At 62.3% G+C, this 17,386-nt stretch carries 11 protein-coding genes; 3 read left to right on the top strand and 8 right to left on the bottom strand.

Features of this window, described 5'->3' with window-relative positions; all coding sequences use genetic code 11:
• Positions 1-27 precede the first annotated feature (27 nt).
• From OH720_RS13980 to OH720_RS13950, 7 genes are all read right to left on the bottom strand, one after another.
• Positions 28-1,596, bottom strand: a complete 1,569-nt coding sequence (locus OH720_RS13980; RefSeq protein WP_272606099.1) for a long-chain-fatty-acid--CoA ligase — start codon at positions 1,594-1,596, stop codon at positions 28-30.
• 149 nt (positions 1,597-1,745) lie between these two features.
• Positions 1,746-2,897: an acyl-CoA dehydrogenase family protein gene (locus OH720_RS13975; RefSeq protein WP_272606098.1), complete on the bottom strand. Its 1,152-nt coding sequence runs from the start codon at positions 2,895-2,897 to the stop codon at positions 1,746-1,748.
• Between the two features lie 19 nt (positions 2,898-2,916).
• Positions 2,917-3,747, bottom strand: a complete 831-nt coding sequence (locus OH720_RS13970; RefSeq protein ID WP_272606447.1) for an SDR family NAD(P)-dependent oxidoreductase — start codon at positions 3,745-3,747, stop codon at positions 2,917-2,919.
• 62 nt (positions 3,748-3,809) lie between these two features.
• Entirely contained in the window at positions 3,810-4,244 is a 435-nt protein-coding gene (locus tag OH720_RS13965) for a MaoC family dehydratase (protein ID WP_272606097.1), read from the bottom strand.
• A gap of 10 nt (positions 4,245-4,254) precedes the next feature.
• A complete protein-coding gene (locus tag OH720_RS13960) occupies positions 4,255-4,695 on the bottom strand; it encodes a MaoC family dehydratase N-terminal domain-containing protein (RefSeq protein ID WP_272606096.1) in 441 nt (146 codons plus the stop codon).
• 65 nt (positions 4,696-4,760) lie between these two features.
• Positions 4,761-5,948, bottom strand: coding sequence for a lipid-transfer protein (locus OH720_RS13955; RefSeq protein ID WP_272606095.1), 1,188 nt, complete (start codon positions 5,946-5,948; stop codon positions 4,761-4,763).
• 149 nt (positions 5,949-6,097) lie between these two features.
• Positions 6,098-7,225 (bottom strand): CaiB/BaiF CoA transferase family protein, encoded by a 1,128-nt coding sequence (locus tag OH720_RS13950; RefSeq protein ID WP_272606094.1) that lies wholly within the window; start codon positions 7,223-7,225, stop codon positions 6,098-6,100.
• A gap of 247 nt (positions 7,226-7,472) precedes the next feature.
• Between OH720_RS13950 and OH720_RS13945 the strand changes: the two genes are divergently transcribed.
• A complete protein-coding gene (locus OH720_RS13945; RefSeq protein WP_272606093.1) occupies positions 7,473-10,205 on the top strand; it encodes a LuxR C-terminal-related transcriptional regulator in 2,733 nt (910 codons plus the stop codon).
• 6 nt (positions 10,206-10,211) lie between these two features.
• Here OH720_RS13945 and OH720_RS13940 read toward each other — a convergent pair whose 3' ends face one another.
• A complete protein-coding gene (locus OH720_RS13940) occupies positions 10,212-12,713 on the bottom strand; it encodes a LuxR C-terminal-related transcriptional regulator (protein ID WP_272606092.1) in 2,502 nt (833 codons plus the stop codon).
• A gap of 1,273 nt (positions 12,714-13,986) precedes the next feature.
• On the opposite strand from OH720_RS13940, the gene OH720_RS13935 reads away from it, so the two are divergent.
• Both OH720_RS13935 and OH720_RS13930 read left to right on the top strand, forming a co-directional pair.
• The gene (locus OH720_RS13935) at positions 13,987-15,819 is read left to right on the top strand and encodes a DUF1302 domain-containing protein (protein WP_272606091.1); all 1,833 of its coding nucleotides are present in this window, start codon (positions 13,987-13,989) and stop codon (positions 15,817-15,819) included.
• A 27-nt stretch (positions 15,820-15,846) separates the two neighbouring features.
• Positions 15,847-17,214 (top strand): DUF1329 domain-containing protein, encoded by a 1,368-nt coding sequence (locus OH720_RS13930; protein ID WP_272606090.1) that lies wholly within the window; start codon positions 15,847-15,849, stop codon positions 17,212-17,214.
• Positions 17,215-17,386: the final 172 nt, after the last annotated feature.

Genomic DNA, 17,386 nt, shown 5'->3' with positions numbered 1-17,386 from the left:
TTGGCTGACGTGGGCTTGAACGGGGGTTCAGGCGATGTTGCGATCATGGTTCGCCCAATAGGGTTGGCGCAGTTCGTTCTTGAGGATTTTGCCCACGGTGGACAATGGCATCGCCTGGCGGAACTCGACACTGCGCGGGCATTTGTACCCGGCAATGCGCGCGCGGCAATGGGCAACGATTTCCTCCTCGGTGGCCACGGCTTGCGGCTTGAGCACGATCACCGCGTGCACCGTCTCGCCCCACTTTTCGCAGGGGATGCCGATGACCGCGCTTTGCGCCACGGCCGGATGGCTGGCAAGGGCATTTTCCACTTCGGCGGAGTAAATGTTCTCCCCGCCACTGACGATCATGTCCTTGAGACGATCGACGATGTACACGAAACCTTCCTCATCCATATAGGCACCGTCACCGGTGTGCATCCAGCCGTCCTTGAGCACTTGCGCCGTGGCAGCGGGATTGTTCCAGTAGCCGAGCATCACGTTCGGGCCGCGCACCACGATCTCGCCGACGGTGCCGCGAGGCACTTCGCGGCCCTCGTTGTCGACGATTCGCAGTTCGACACAGCTGATCGCCCGGCCGGCCGAATACATCTTGCCGCTGGCCTGGTGTTCGGGGCTGTGATACTGCGCATCGAGCATCGTGCCGCCGGTAGTCAGTTCGGTCATGCCATAACCCTGGAAAAACCGGGCAGTGGTAAACGCCTCGCAAGCCCGGTCCAGCAGTGCGGGGGAAATCGGTGAAGCGCCATAGATGATGTTCTTGATCGAGCTCAGATCCAACGCGCTCAAGGCCGGCTGGGCGTCGCGCGCATCCAGCATCATCTGGATCATGGTCGGCGCGAGCATGGCATCGGTCACGCCTTCCTGGCTGATCAGTTCGAGTGCAGCTTCACCGCTGAAGGCCGGTAGCACCACGTGAGTGCCACCGCAGATGAGCATGGCGGACATGCCGCCAAAATCAGCCAGATGGAACATGGGCATCGCATGCAGAAACTTCGACTCGCTGCCGTAAAAACCTTTGCTCAGGCTGGCCAGCGCGGCGAATGCCAGGTTGTCCTGGCTGATCATGACGCCCTTGGGGAAACCGGTGGTGCCGCCGGTGTAGAAAATGCCCAGCAAGGCATCGCCACTACGACGCACATCGTCGACGGCCTCTGCCTCGGCCAGCAAGGCTTCGTAGGACAGCATGCCCTCGGGTGTTTCCTGATCGCCGGCATAGATCACGTGGCGAATGGTCTTGGCCTGGCGCGCGATCATGGCGCCCATGGTGCTGAAGGCGTCATCGACGATAAGGATGGTCGAATTCGAATCGTCCAAGGAGTAGACGATTTCCACCACGCTCCAGCGGGTGTTGACCGGGTTCAGCACGCCGTCGGCCCAAGGTACGCCGAGGCTGTACTCGATGTAGCGCTGGGAGTTGCGCGACAGCATGGCGACGCAATCACCGCTCGCCAGACCGAGCTTCTTCAACGCACCGGCCAGGCGGGCAACCCGCTCGCCCAGCGCGGCAAATGACAGGCTGCGGCCCTGATAGCGGATGGCGGTTGCATCCGGGCGCTGCTGCATGTGTCGGTGCAATCCTTGGGTGATGTACATCTGAGCCTCCAGAATCTTGTTGTTATAAGTAAAGCAGTTGCCTCTCCTGTAGGAGCGAGCCTGCTCGCGATGGTCGTTAACGAATACGCGTACTTACTGATTCAACGCGGTGTTCTGAAGTCCATCGCGAGCAGGCTCGCTCCTACAATTTAGAGCGAACGCCCCACCAGCTCACGCTGGATTTCGTTGGCACCGCCGTAGATACGCGCCACGCGGGCGTCGGCGAACATCCGGGCGATCGGGTATTCGTTCATGTAGCCGAAGCCGCCGAAGAATTGCAGGCAGCGGTCCATGACCTCGCCCTGGCGGTCGGTCAGCCAGAACTTGCCCATCGACGCCGTGGTGGTATCGAGGGTGCCATCAACCCAGCGCTGGATGATCAGGTCGCCGAAGGTGCGCGCGGCGGTGACCGTGGCCTTGACGTCCGCGAGGGTAAAACGGGTGTTCTGGAAGTCCAGGATCGCCTTGCCGAACGCCTTGCGTTCCTTGGTGTATTCAACGGTCAGCGCCAGGGCGCGCTCCATCGCGGCAACGGCCTGGATGGAGATTTCCGCTCGCTCGTATGGCAATTGCTGCATCAACTGATAGAAGCCCTGCCCCTCGACGCCGCCCAGCAGGCAATCGGCCGGCACTTCGCATTCGTCGAAGAACATTTCCGAGGTGTCTTGCCCCGGCAGGCCGATCTTGTCCAGGCACTGACCACGGACGAAGCCCTTGGTGTTGGTGTCGACGATAAACAGCGAGATGCCCTTGGAGCCCTTGGCTTCCAGGTCGGTCTTGGCGATGACCACCACCATGTCACTGTTCTGGCCGTTGCTGATGAAGGTCTTCGAGCCGCTGATGACGTACTTGTCACCCTTTTTCACCGCGCGGGTGCGCACGCCTTGCAGGTCGGAACCGGTGCCCGGCTCAGTCATGGCGATGGAAGTGATGCACTCGCCGGAGGCGATTTTCGGCAGCCACTGCTGCTTCTGCGCTTCGGTACCACTGGCGAGGATGTAGTGCCCGACAATGTGGTTGATGCTCAGGGCGATGCTCATCACACCGGCATAGGTCAGTTCTTCCATGGCCACGGCGTAGTGCGCCGGGGTGCCATCGGCGCCACCGTACTGCGACGGCATGTCCGGCAGGATCATGCCCATCTCGCCGCAAGCCAGCCAGGCGCTACGATCGGAGCGGTGCTGCTCGCGCCACTTGTCTTCGTGGGGGAGCAGCTGTTCGCGGACAAAGCGGCGAATGCTGTCACGGAAGGCGCCAAGGTCCGCGTCCATCCATGGGGATGTGTAGTTTTCCAGTTGCATGACAAATCTCCTCAATGGATCAGACAGTGCCGAGGCCGCCGCCGCAGACCAGGACCTGGCCGGACACGTAGTCCGATTCCGGGATGCAGAACAGATACACGGCGCCGGCCGCTTCATCCGGGGTACCCGGGCGTCCCAGCGGGCACATCATCTTGCCCGCTTCGATCGCCGCGGCCTGGATGCCGACCTTGATCTCGCGACCTTCGATGTTCACGGTCTTGCTCGCGTCGCCGGCCAGGGCCTGGGTCATGCGGGTTTCGATGTGACCGTAGGCCACGGCATTGACGTTGACCTTGTGACGGCCCCACTCCTTGGACATGGTCTTGGTCATGCCCAGGATCCCGGCCTTGGCCGTCGAGTAGTTGGCCTGCCCTGCGTTGCCGGCAGCGGCGATGGAGGAAATGTTCACCACCTTGCGCGGCACCACGCGGCCTTCGGCGGCTTCTGCCTTGGCGGCGGCGCTGATCACCGGGTAGGCCGCGCGCAGGATGCGGAACGGCGCGGTCAGGTGGCAATCGATGATTGCGTACCACTGTTCGTCCGACATTTTCTGGATGACGTTGTCCCAGGTGTAGCCGGCGTTGTTGACGATGATGTCGATGCCGCCGTAGTTGTCGACGGCGGTCTTGATGAAGCGGTCGGCGAAATCGACAGCGGTCACGCTACCGACGCAGGCCACCGCCTCGCCACCGGCTTCGCGGATTTCCGCCACCACTTCTTCGGCCGGGCCGGCATCGAGGTCGTTGACCACTACGCGGGCGCCATCGGCGGCGAGTTTCAGGGCGACGCTGCGTCCGATACCGCGGCCGGAGCCGGTGACCAGGGCTACTTTTCCTTCAAGCTTTTTCATCATTTGGTACCTGTATTTTTTGTTATCGTCTGCTGGGTTCAGACTGGGGTTCAATTCGCAATTCAGTTCAAGGCCACGACCGCTTCTCCCACCAGCTTGTCTTCGCCGTACTGGTTGCTGCACTTGATTTCCAGACGCACGAGGCGCTCACCGCCTGCTTCGAATTTCTGCGCCACCCGCCCGGTCAGGTGCGGGATGTGGCCGATCTGGGTGATGCCGGTGAAGCGCACTGACAGCTTGCGGATCTGCGGTTGCGGCACCCAATGGGTCAGCAGGCGGCCGAGGTAGGCGGCCGAGAGCATGCCGTGGGCGAACACATCGGGTACGCGCGCCTTGCGGGCAAAATCAATGTCGATGTGGATCTCGTTGTGATCGCCCGACGCACCGGCGTAGAGCGCCAGCATCGTGCGGTTGATCGGACGCAGCTTCATCAGCGGCACTACGTCGCCTTCCTGGACATCGCTGAACTGGGGCGCGATTTTTGCGAGTTGGGTCATGGGTTATTCCTCAGCGCTGCACGAGCGAAGAACGAAGATCGGCAATGTGTTCGCCGTCCTGGTTGGTCACGCGGGTTTCCTGCACCACGAACTGCAGCGCCCCGCCCTTCTTCTCGTACACGTCGGCAATGCGGGTTTCGAACGTCAGCACGTCACCGGCAAAGGCCATGCGGTGATAGTTGAACTCCTGCTCGGCGTGGAGGATGCGGCCCAGATCAAAGCCCATGATGTCTTCGACGATGGCCTGCGGGTTGCGCCCTTCGCTTTCCAGGCACAGCAGGAACGTCGGCGGTACCGGCAGCGCTTTATGGCCGGCGGCTTTTGCGGCTGCCTCGTCGGTATAGACCGGGTCAGTCTCGCCAATGGCCTTGGCGAAAAAACGCAGGCGACCTTTTTCCACTTCACTGGTGGTGACGCCAAGGGAACGGCCGATCAGACTCTTGTCTGCCATTTCAATTGATTCCTGTGGGTGATCAGGTCATCGCGCCCCATCGAGGTGCGCGAGCCAAGGTTGGGTCAGCCGCGACCGAAGAGCGTCACGACACCGGCGCCGCCCAAGCCGAGGTTGTGCTGCAACGCATGTTGCAAACCTTCGACCTGGCGTGCGCCGGCGGTCCCGCGCAGTTGATGGGTCAGTTCAAAGCACTGCGCCAGGCCCGTGGCGCCCAGCGGGTGGCCTTTGGAAAGCAGGCCGCCTGACGGGTTGATCACCACTTGGCCGCCGTAGGTGTTGTCGCCGTCCATAACGAACTGTTCGCCACCGCCCACCGGGCAGAAGCCCAGGCCTTCGTAGGTCAATAGTTCGTTGTGGGCGAAGCAGTCGTGCAGTTCGCAGACGCGGATATCCTCCGGGCCGACGCCGGCTTTTTCGTAGACTTCATTGGCGGCCTGGCGGGTCATGCCCACGCCGACCACGCTGATCATCGATGGTGGCTCGAACGCGTCCGGTTTGTCGGTGGCCAGCGCCTGGGCGAGGATGGTCACGTCGGTGCGCAAACCGTGCTTCTTGGCAAAGCGTTCGGAGACGATGATCGCCGCCGCGCCACCGCAGGTCGGTGGGCACGCCATCAGGCGGGTCATCACCCCTTCCCACACCACCTGGTCGGCCATCACTTCTTCAGTGGTGACCACCTTGCGGAACACCGCCAACGGGTTGTTGGCGGCATGACGGCTGGCCTTGGCGCGGATCGCGGCAAAGGTTTGCATCTTGGTGCCGTACTTTTCCATGTGCTCCTTGCCCGCACCGCCGAAGAACATCAGCGCGCCGGGCATGCCGACGCCTTCCGGGAAAGCTGCGGCGGAGGCATCGAAGCCCTTGCCCATGGTCAGGGGACGGTCGGTCCAGAAATTTTTCAGGGCACCTGGCTGCATCTGTTCGAAGCCGAACGCCAGCGCGCAATCGACAGCACCGCTCTCCACGGCCTGGCGCGCCAGGTACAACGCGGTCGAACCACTGGCGCAGTTGTTGTTGACGTTGATCACCGGAATTCCCGTCATGCCGACTTCGTACAAGGCCGACTGACCGCAGGTGGAATCGCCATAGACATAACCTGCATAGGCCTGCTGCACCAGCTCATAACCGATCCCGGCATCCTGCAGGGCCTGGCGTACCGCCTGTGCGCCCATCTCGACGTAGGAGCCACTGGCGCCTGGCTTGGCAAACTGGATCATGCCGACGCCAGCGATGTAGGTTTTCTGTGACATCACGTTCTCCCCGAATTGATTGACGGAGCCTTGGGTCGTCTCGCGACCCTGCGGCTCCATGGCGTCATGGTTGCGTACCCACCCCGGGGCTGTATCCCGCTCGCATGGAGTGGTGAGGGGTGGGTTTCGGGGTTCCTGCGCTGTCGTTATCAGGCAATCGCTCCGGCCGCGCGCAGCGCGCCGATACGGGCATCGTCCAACCCCAATTCGCGAAGAATGTCGAGGGTGTGTTCACCATTCTTCACCACGCTTCCCGCGGTTGCGGGTGTACGGCTCAGCCGTGGAGCCGGTGCGGGATGCGTCACGCCGTCGGTCTGCATGAAGGTCTTTCGGGCCTGATGGTGCGGATGCTCGAGGGCCTCGTTGAAATCCAGCACAGGGGCGAAACAGACGTCGGTGCCGTCCATCAGCTCGCACCATTGATCGCGGGTGCGGGTGAGGAACATCGCCTCGAGTTTGCTGCGCAGGGCCGGCCACTGCCGGCGGTCCCACTGGCGCTCGAACGCCGGGTCTTCGATCTGGCACAGCTGCATCAGCAGGCGATAGAACTGCGGTTCGATGGAACCGATCGAGACAAAGCCACCCTCGGCGCAGGCGTAGCAACCATAAAAAGGCGCGCCGCCATCGAAGATGTTTTCCCCACGCCCCCGCCACTCCCCGCTTTGCTTGAACTCGTAATACATCGTGCTGAGCAACGCGGCGCCGTCGCTGATTGCCGCGTCCACCACCTGCCCCTTGCCGGACTTTTGCGCCTCCAGCAGCGCACTGACGATGCCAAAGGCGAGGAACATCGCACCACCGCCCATGTCGCCCGCCAGATGCAGCGGCGGTGTCGGCTCGCGATCGGCATGGCCCATGGCATGCAGCGCGCCGGTGATAGCGAGGTAGTTGAGATCGTGGCCGGCAACGCTGGCGAGTGGGCCGGTCTGGCCCCAACCGGTCATGCGCCCATACACCAGGCGCGGGTTGCGTTGCAGGCACGGTTCCGGTCCCAGGCCCAGGCGTTCCATGACCCCCGGCCGAAAGCCTTCGATCAGCACGTCGGCGCCTTCGATCAACTGCATCAGGACGTCGACCGAACCCGGCTTGCGCGGATCAATCGCCAGGCTGCGTCGGCCCCGGCTGATCACACTGCCGTCGCCGTTGAGGAAGCCTGACACCAATCGGTCGATACGGATCACTTCGGCCCCCATGTCGGCCAGCAACATGGTGGCGAAAGGCGCGGGCCCGATCGCGTTCATTTCGACTACTTTCACACCTGCCAGTGGTCCTGCCATCGCTTATCTCTCTCATTGTTGGATGCTTGGCTGCATGCGCAGTCCAGCGCGAAAGGCTAGCCACCCCGACGGGTGGAACAATCGCTCGAACGAGTGAAGTTCCCCTCGCGCCCGCCGACCGATTGCGCAACGCGGTCTTGCCAGCGGATACGGGCATGGCACTATGCGACAGATAAAAACTGCGAAAAGAGCGGGCTTAAGCAGCGCTTTGTTCACGCATCATGTGATTGGCCCGCTGGAGAAACCCATGCCTGACCGCCCGAATCTTCTGGCACGCCTCACGCTCGTCCCGACCCTCGACGACTCGGCGGATGAGCGACTTGCTGCGGGCAGTGCCGCTGATACGTCCCTCCACGCAGCGCACATCCACCCGGAAAAATTTCGCATTCCGGGTTCGGCGGCCAGCCACCTGCAACGTGCTCATCTGCTGGATCGCATGGATAACCCGGACCCTGCCCGGCTTATCCTGATCGAGGCCGCGGCGGGCTTTGGCAAAACCACGTTGCTGCGTCAGTACCGGGAGCGCTGCCTGGCCCAGGGTCGCCAGGTGCTGTGGTTGACACTGGACGGCGCCGACAATGATCTGCGACGCCTGGCAGCACACTTGCACATCGCCTTGCAGGCGCTCGACGGTGACCAGAAATCGAGTGACCTCAGCCCTCAGGCGTTGCTCGACAAACTGGCCGAACGGGCACCGCCCTTCGCGATTTTTCTCGACGATTTCGAAACGCTGGAGTCTGCCCAGGCACTGGATTTCGTGCAGCGCTTGCTGAAGGCCCTGCCCAATGGCGGGTTGCTGGTCATCGCCTCGAGAACCACACCGGATATCGCCCTGGGCCGTTTGCGCGCCCATGGGCAAATGCTCGACATCGGCACCGACGCCCTGCGCATGAGCCTGGGCGAGACCACGACCTTCATCCGAGAAAAGTGCGGCCTGGCCCTTGAAGATGCCGAGATCGCCGCGCTGCAGCAACGCACCGAAGGCTGGATCACCGCGCTGTACCTGAGCACCCTGTCACTGCGAGGGCGAAAGGCGCCAAGGGATTTCGTCGCCTCTCTGTCCGGCGCGAACCTGGAGCTGACCGATTACCTGGCCGAGGACATTCTCGAGCGGCAAACCGAGGAATGTCGGCAGTTCCTGCTGTGCAGCAGCGTCCTCGAGCGCTTCAGTGCAATGCTCTGCGATGCGGTGTTTGCCCGTGGCGACAGCCAGGCGATGATCGACTACCTGCAACGCGCCAACCTGTTCATCCAGGCCACGGATGAACACCTGCAGTGGTTCCGTTACCACCCCCTGTTCGCCGACTTCCTGCGACGCGCACTTGAGCGCCAGCATCCCGGGCAGGCCGAAAAACTGCACGCCGCGGCTGCCCGTTGGTACCTGGATAACCATCAGCCGGTGGCTGCGATCGAACACTGCCTGCTGGCGGGTGACACGCAGGGTGCAAGCCAACAGATCGACCGCCATTTGGACCCGTTGATCGATGCCGGCCGCCTGCGTCTGTTGCTGCGCTGGTTCGAACAGATTCCTGCCCGGCAGCTGGATGCCTATCCCCGGCTGGTCCTCGCCCATGCCTGGACACTGGTGCTCGATCGCCGCTACCAGGACGCCATGCAGCGCATCGAGCACCATCGCGCCAGCCCGCAGACCGATACGATTCGCTGCCTGTTGCAGGTGTTTACCGATCAGATCGATGCGGCCTACACCACGGGCCTGGCGCAGATTGAACGCATATCACCGCAAGACATCCTGCAGTACGGCATGCTCGCCACGACGCTGGCCTACTGCATGGTCGCGACCGGTCGCCATGAGCAAGCCAGAAGCCTGTTGACGCAGATGGTCAGCCAGGGGGCGCAGAACCGTTCGGTCATCGTCGACACCATTGTCGTTTGTGTGGAGTCCATCCTCGACCTGATCCAGGGACGCCTGCAACGCGCCGGCGCCCGGTTGGACGCCGCCAGCGTGGCTCAGGTACAAAGCCCCGAAGGCAAATGGTCCGGTGGCAGGCCCTCGCTGGATATCCTGCGGGCACTGACCTACTACGAAAAAGATCAGCTGCCCCAGGCCCGGCAGCTGCTGGTGGATATCCCCCCGCACGCTTTGGACAGCGGCGGCCCGGACCCGATGATCGTGCGCCATATACTGCTCGCCAGAATCGCCTGGCAACAGGGTCAACATGACACGTGGGTGCAACAGCTGGCGGAACTTGAGCAATTGGGTCGGCGCAGCGGGTCGGTGCGCATGCACTGTGCGGCGTGGCTGGAACGCGCCCGTGTCGCCACCCTGGAAAACCGGCCGGATATCGCGGCACAGGCGCTGCATAACGCCGACCTGGCGGGACATTGGGATCGACCCGACCTGTTGCTGTACAGCTGCGATAGCGACACCCCATTCATCGCCCGTCAACGCCTGCGCATCCTCAAGGGTGAACACGATAGCGCCGCGGCGGCGTTGCAACCGGCGATTACCCAGGCACTGGAGCGCCAGCAGCACCGGCGGGCGTTGAAGTTGCGCTTGCTGTATGCGCTGGCACTGGAAGGCCTGGGCAGGCACAAAGAGGCGCTGGACACCCTGACCAAGGCCTTGCTTCTGGCGAGTGACGAAGGTTTCATCCGCACCATTGTCGATGAAGGCCCGGCCCTGGCAAAGCTGCTGCAGCGATGGGCCGTGTCCTTCCAGGCGCAATGCAAGAACCTCGGTATCGACCCGGTTTTCCTCAGCGACCTGCTGCAACGCGCCAGCACCTGGGGCGCATTGCCTGAGGCTGAGGTCGACGATCTCGAATCCCGGCTGACGACTCGCGAGTTCCATGTCATCCGGCTGTTGGCTGCCGGCAATCGCAACCGCGCCATTGCCGAGCAGATGCACTTGTCCGAGCACACGGTGAAGACTCACCTGCGCAACGTCAGTGCGAAACTGGGGGCCCGCAGTCGCACAGAGGTCGTCGCCATCGCGCGCGCCAAGGGTCTGCTCGATTGATGGCTGTCAGGCCAGGAGCCCCATCGCCTTGGCCCGCATCACCGCCTGCGTACGGCGCTTGACGCCCAGTTTGTGATTGATATGCACGGTGTGGGCCTTGACGGTATTGAGCGATATGAACAGCTCGTTGCTGATTTCCTGATTGGACAGTCCTTGCGCCACCAACTGCAATACGCCAATTTCCCGGGGCGTCAGCTCCGTGGCAGGTCGGGGTGCGTTGGCAGATGCTGGCTGGTGGTTGGCCAGCAGATTGTAGGGCGCAAGCGGTGCCTCAGGTAACACAGGCGCCGAACCGGGTTCGGCTCCGATACGCGCCAGTGCCACTTGCACTTCCCTGGTCAAACTGCCGAAACGTCGGCGTTCGCAATCCGCGAGCAACGCCTCCAGGCGCTGGCGCGCAGCCTGCATTTGACCGGTACCTTGTTCGCCCAGCGCAACCATCAGCTCGATGCGCTGGCGCAACGAAGGTGCATGCAGGGGTGGCAACTGCAGCGAGTCTCCCTCGACACCGGCCTGGGCTGCCCGCGCCATCGACAACATTGGCGCCCATGCGCCTTGCCGCGCCAGCAAGCGCAGATGCTGGTAGACGATGATCGACTGGTAGCAGTTGTGCTTGATCTTCGCGCACTGCATGGTCCGTGTTGCGCTGCTCAAATGAAGCCGGGCCTGTTCAAAATCACCCCGGCAGGCCTGGACTTCCGACAAGCCGATCAGTGCATGCAAGACATAGGGGTCAGCGCTTTCCGTGCCGTACTCCAAGGCCCTGCTCAGCGCGTTTTCGCTGGCATCCAGGTCGCCACGCAACAGGTACAACTCGCCCTGCAACAGGCGCAAACGGCCAAGCAACAGGCTGTGCCGGCCACTCAATTGCGTGACCAGGTGCAGGCATTCCTGGACCAGTGTCTCGGCTTGTGCCAACTCACCGCCGAGAATCAACTGGCGGATACGATCGGCGTTGATCAGCACCTCGCTGGCCAGGCAACCCTGATGTCGCGCCAAAGCCAGGCAGGACTGCAGCAGGCGCTCGGCCTGCGTGGTCTGGCCGGCGGCCATCGACACCCGTGCCAACGTGGAATAGCACAGGAACGACGACTGCCAGTCACGCAATTCCAGGTGCTGCAAGGCCGATTCACAATTCTCGAATGCACCGGCGGCGTTACCCAACAACCCCTGCAGGGTGCCCTCCAGCGCCTGCCAGTTGGCCAGGATGCGGGTGTTCACCGAGGCCTTGGCCTGCGGGGAAATCCTTGCAAGTCGAGCGATGCAGGTTTGTGCTTCGTCCAGCCGCCAGCTGCTGAGCAACGCCCTGGCATTCATGTAGATCAGGTTGGGCGTGCACTCCAGCAAACGCAGCGGCAGGCGCGCACGCCAATCGAGCCAGGTGAACAGGTTGCGCTCGATCAGCAGCCAGTCCAGTGTCAGGCGCTCCATGTAACAGGCCGCCACATCCACATAACCGATGGACAGCGCCAGCTCGATGGCCTCGTCGACAAACCCGTCGTTGCACAGCAGGCGGCAGGCGCTCAAGCGCAAATGGTTGGCGCCCGCTGTGCTCAACTCGCCCTGTAGTGCCTGCGCCACGGCAGGCAACAGGCGGTACCAGTGCGCCTCGTCATCCAGTGGCGCGAAGAATGACTGCGATTGCAGCAAGCGGTGAAACACGCATCCGGCGTCGATGTCCGGCCAGAGCTGCTGACACAGCGGCATCGACACCCTGGGCAAATGGGCGATGCCGAGCAACAGCTTGCGCTCATCGGCGTCAACCCGGGCCAGCAGTTCGCCGCCCAGGTAGTCGCGCATCCACAACTCCCCTGCCCGCTCCTGACGGCCTGAGGGGTTGAGCAACAGGAAGGCTCCGGCGCACCAGCCATGGGTCTGGCGCCACAGTCTGTCGCGGGTCGAAGTCTCTGCTGCCGGATCAAGCAAACGGACCACCTGCTCGAACTCCTCGCGGTCGAAAGCCAATTGCCCGGCACCAAGCTCCAGCAATTGCCCTTCCAGCATCAATCGCGCCAGTTTCCAGTTTGGCCTTTGCCTGCTACTGACCCAGAGTTGCACCGCCCCTTGCGAGCGCAGCAAGCGCTCGATCCATCCATCGAGTTCGGGACACGATTGGGCCGGATAATCATCCAGCACCAGCCACCAGGGGTTCTCGTTGTGTTCCAGCCATGCCAGCAGCGCACGCGGATCGCGGACCTCAGGCGCCTTGTCCTTGAGGCTGGCGACCAGTCGTTGGCAAAACTGCGCAAGCGTCAGCGCGCGCCCTTCCAGATCAAGCCACAGATAATGCTCGGGGTTGTGCTGGCGCAGGCATTCGTTGAGCAGGGCCGTCTTGCCATAACCTACCGGTGCGCACAAAAGACGCAACCGCTGCGCACTCTCAAGCAGTGTTTCGACCAGCCGGCGCCGTGGCAGATGCACGGGCGGCAACCGGGGCGGGTTCGCCAATCGAGAGGCGCAGGCGTCGACAGGCTTGCTTTCATTCCTGCGCGTCATTGAAAGGAGCATGGGCTCGTGGCCCTCCTGATATCGGCCATGGTCCATCACCCTTCGCTTGGGATAGGCGTTGGGGGTCGGGACAAGATTTGCGGCCATCTTCGCGCGCGTGGGACGGCTTACCTATCCGCCATTCGAGGTATTTTGTGCGGCGCCCTTTTTTTGGTCGGGAGTGTGTATATATCCATTGCTGCGGTAACGGCCACCTATGGTTTCGCCCTTACGACGATTCACTTTGTAGAGCCAGCGGTGCGGCGATCCGACTTGCCGGCGAAGGCGTCATCGCTGCCGATGATTGTCTTTCAGGTGTACATATCCATTCCTGCGGTAACGGCCACCTAGGGTTTCGCCCTTACGGCGAGTCACTTGGAAAAGCCCCAAGTAACCAAGGGCTCTTGCCCCTGGCGTTCGGTGCCTCGCTAATGCTCGGCATGCCCTCGCTCCGGTCCTGCTCCGTGGGTCGCCGCGATGGGCCATCCATGGCCCAGCGCGGCTAAACCGGCATCCTTGCCGGTTTACCCACTGCGCAGAACCTCCACTCGGCCTCTCGATGGGGCAAGAAAATCAAAAGCCAGATCAAGATCAAACGCCAAAGCGAGGCGGCCTGACAGCCGACCTGATCGAGAGCCGTACGCGTTCCCTCTGTAGGAGCCAGGCTTGCCGGCGAAGAACGATAATGCGGTACAACAGATACACCGCGGCGCCTGGTTCGCCGGCAAGTCGGATCGCCGCACCGCTGGCTCCTACAGGGGGTTGGGGGTATCCGGAAGAGTCAGGTCGGCTTTAAGGCCGCCTCGCTTTTGTTTTTGATCTGGGTGCCCCGTTAAACCACGATGGCCGAACGCAGGCATTGCGCAGTGGGGAAACCGGCAGGACGCCGGTTTAGCCGCGCTGGGCCAGGGATGGCCCATCGCGGCGACCCACGGAGCAATGCCGGAGTGAGGGCATGCCGAGCCCTAGCGAGGCACCGAGTGGTGGGGCAAAGCCTTTTGCTTACTTTTCGGCGTTTGGAAAAGTGAGTCGCCGTAAGGGCGAAACCCTAAGGGGCCGTTACCGCAGCAACGGATATGTACTCCAACAACAAGTCCCCCAGGCCTGTTACCTTCTGCAACAACTACCATCACACCACACAGATCCAGCGATTCGACCAGGAGAAAAAACACCCACTCCAAGGGAGAAATAACACTTTCAGGTAATACGCAAAATCACCTGATCAGGCAATTCAGGCCTCGGCCACAGCTGCATAGGATGCCCACTCCACAACATCCTGTAGCAGAGAAACCGCATGACAAAAAAAACAAAGCGCGGCGTCTTCCAGCCCAGTCTGCTGGCCGTAGCGGTAATGGTTGCCATCGGCGCGAGTACTCAAGCTCACGCGGTTGAATTCAACATCGGGGAGATTCAAGGCACGTTCGATTCGTCGTTGTCGGTTGGCGCCAGCTGGTCCACCACCGATCCGGACAAGCAGTTCATTTCCAACTTCAACTCCCAGGGCGTGACCGGTGGCGAGTCGTCCTCGCGGACCACCGACGACAATCGCCTGAACTTCAAGAAAGGCGAAACCTTCTCGAAGATCTTCAAGGGCGTGCATGACCTGGAGCTGAAATACGGCGACAGCGGCGCCTTCGTGCGCGGCAAATACTGGTACGACTTCGAGCTGATGGACGAGCATCGGCCCTTCTATGACATCGACAACAGCGGCCGTGACCGCGCGGCCAAGTCGTCCGGGGCGATGTTCCTCGACAGCTTCGTCTACCACAACTATTCGTTGGGCGATCAGGTCGGCAACGTGCGCCTGGGCAAGCAGGTGGTGAGCTGGGGCGAGAGTACGTTCATCGGCAACTCGATCAACAGCATCAACCCGGTCGACGTCGCCGCGCTACGCCGTCCGGGTGCGGAAGTGAAGGAAGGCCTGATTCCGGTCAACCTGCTCTACGTGTCCCAGGGCCTGGCTGACAACATCACCGCCGAAGCGTTTTACCAGCTGGAGTGGGACAAGTCGGTACTCGACAACTGCGGCACCTTCTTCGGCACGGACGGCGTGCCCCAGGGCTGCAACGACCGCCTGGTGGTCGCCGGCCGTGATCTGCCACCGGGAGTGGCGCAGAACACAGGCGGCCTGGCGGCCATCGCCGCGGGCACGGACAACGCGTTCATTCCGCGCCTGAAGGACAACGATGCGCGCGACAGCGGCCAGTATGGCATCGCCCTGCGCTGGTACGTGCCGGAAGCGAACGACACCGAGTTCGGCGCCTATGCACTGAACTACCACAGCCGCAACCCGTACCTGAGCATCAACCAGATGAGCAGTGCGGCAGGAGGTGTGACCTCGGCACGCAGCGTGCGGTATTTCATCGATTACCCGGAAGACATTCGCCTCTATGGCCTGAGCTTCCAGACCAACGTTTCCGGCGTATCCCTGGGCGGTGAAGTCAGCTACAGGCCGAACATGCCACTGCAACTGAACACCGCCGACCTGTTGTCCGCCGCGACCTTCGGCGCCACCTCACCGCTGATCACCACCGGTTTCGCCGGTCGCAACCTCGGTGCCGAGGTCAACGGCTACAAGCGCATGCCGGTGACCCAGGCGCAAGTGACCGCGACCCAGTTCTTCGATCAGGTGCTGGGAGCCAGCCGCCTGACCGTGGTCGGCGAAGTGGGTTACAACCACATCAATGGCCTGGGCAAGGCCGACGGTAGCGACTTGCGCTTCGGCCGCAGCCCGTCCTTCGGTTCCGGCGAACTGCAAGGCGCAGCAGGCCCGGCCACCTGCGCCGGCACGGCCGTGGGCACACCAGCAGCCAGCAACCCGGCGCAGGAATGCAACGACCATGGCTTCTACACCAGCAACAGCTGGGGCTATCGCCTGCGCGGAAAGCTCGACTACCAGAACGTGATCGCCGGCATCAACCTGTCGCCCAACATCGCCTGGTCCCATGACGTTGAAGGTTACGGCCCGAACTTCGAAGAGGGTTCCAAAGCCGTCAGCCTGGGCGTGGATGCCGACTACCAGAACACCTACACCAGCAGCCTCAGTTACACCAATTACTTTGGCGGCGACTTCAACACCAACGTCGACCGCGACTACGTCGCGCTCAGCTTCGGCGTGAACTTCTGACGCACCACTGGCCGAGGAGCCCGAACAATGAAAACAACATCCATGCTGCGCGCCAGCGCATTGACCCTGTCGTTATTGGCCACCAGCGTCCTGGCCGCTGTTTCACCGCAGGAGGCGGCTCAACTGGGCACTACCCTGACACCCTTGGGCGCCGAAAAAGCCGGCAATGCCGACGGCAGCATTCCGGCCTGGACCGGTGGCCTCAAGCCCGGCGCCGCCCCGCTTGACCGAGGCTTTCTCGGTGACCCGTTCGCCGCCGACAAGCCGCAGTTCGTGATCACCGCGGCCAACGTGGAGCAATACAAGGACAAGCTGACCCCGGGCCAACTGGCGATGTTCAAGCGCTACCCGGACAGTTACAAGATTCCCGTGTACAAGACCCAGCGTACCGCCGCCAATCCCCAGGAGATCTACGAGATTGCCAGGAAAAGCGCGGTGACCACCCAACTCATCAACGAGGGCAGCGGCCTGGAGAATTTCAGCCAGACCCGCTACTACCCGTTCCCGATTCCAAGGAGCGGCGTCGAGGTCTACTGGAACCATACCAACCGTTATCGCGGTGGCAACATGCAGCGCCAGGCCGCTCAGGCCGCACCGCAAACCAACGGCTCCTACTCGATTGTCGAGTACCAGGACGAGCTCGCCTTCCCGCAACTGATGGAAGGGATCGAAGCGGGACAGGCCGACAACGTCCTGTATTACTACAAACAGGAAATCACCGCCCCTTCACGCCTGGCCGGTAGCGTGGTGCTGATTCACGAGACCATCGACCAGGTCAAGGAACCGCGCCTGGCGTGGGTCTACAACGCCGGCCAGCGCCGGGTACGCCGTGCGCCGCAAGTGGCCTACGACGGCCCGGGCAACGGTTCCGACGGCATGCGCACGGCCGACAACACCGACTTGATGAACGGCGCGCCGGACCGTTACGACTGGAAGCTGATCGGCAAGAAGGAACTGTACATCCCGTACAACAACTTCAAGCTGCAATCACCCAAGTTGAAGTATGACGACATCATCAAGCCGGGCCATATCAACCAGGACCTGACCCGCTACGAGCTGCACCGTGTATGGCACGTCGAGGCCACGCTAAAGCCTGGGCAGCGTCACGTCTATGCCAAGCGCGACCTGTACTTCGATGAAGACACCTGGCAGATCGCCGAGGTCGATCACTATGACGGTCGCGGTCAGCTCTGGCGTGTCGGCGAAGGCTATGGTGCCAACGATTACGAACGCGGCGCCGCCGGCTACGCGATGATGGGGATTTATGACCTGATCGCCGGCCGCTACAACGTGCTGGCGATGATCAACGAATCCAAGCAGGCGCCGCTGTTCGGCAAGTCCGCCAAGATGACCGACTTCACACCGGCCGCGCTGCGCATCGCTGGCGTGCGCTGATACGCCAATCCTGTCGAGTGGGCGGTGACATTTCGCAACCGGGATGCACTGCCCACTTGGGCAACCCGCAACGTCCGGGCCTACCCCAAAGGAGGGGGATAAATGCCCGGCACATGCCTCTATTGTGAACGCCTGTAACGGGCCACGAATTCCTTCCATGGCCCACACTCGA

Source organism: Pseudomonas sp. WJP1 (assembly GCF_028471945.1).
Lineage (GTDB): Bacteria > Pseudomonadota > Gammaproteobacteria > Pseudomonadales > Pseudomonadaceae > Aquipseudomonas.
Note: the sequence above shows the minus strand (reverse complement) of the source record. Positions and strands in the feature narration are given on the sequence as shown.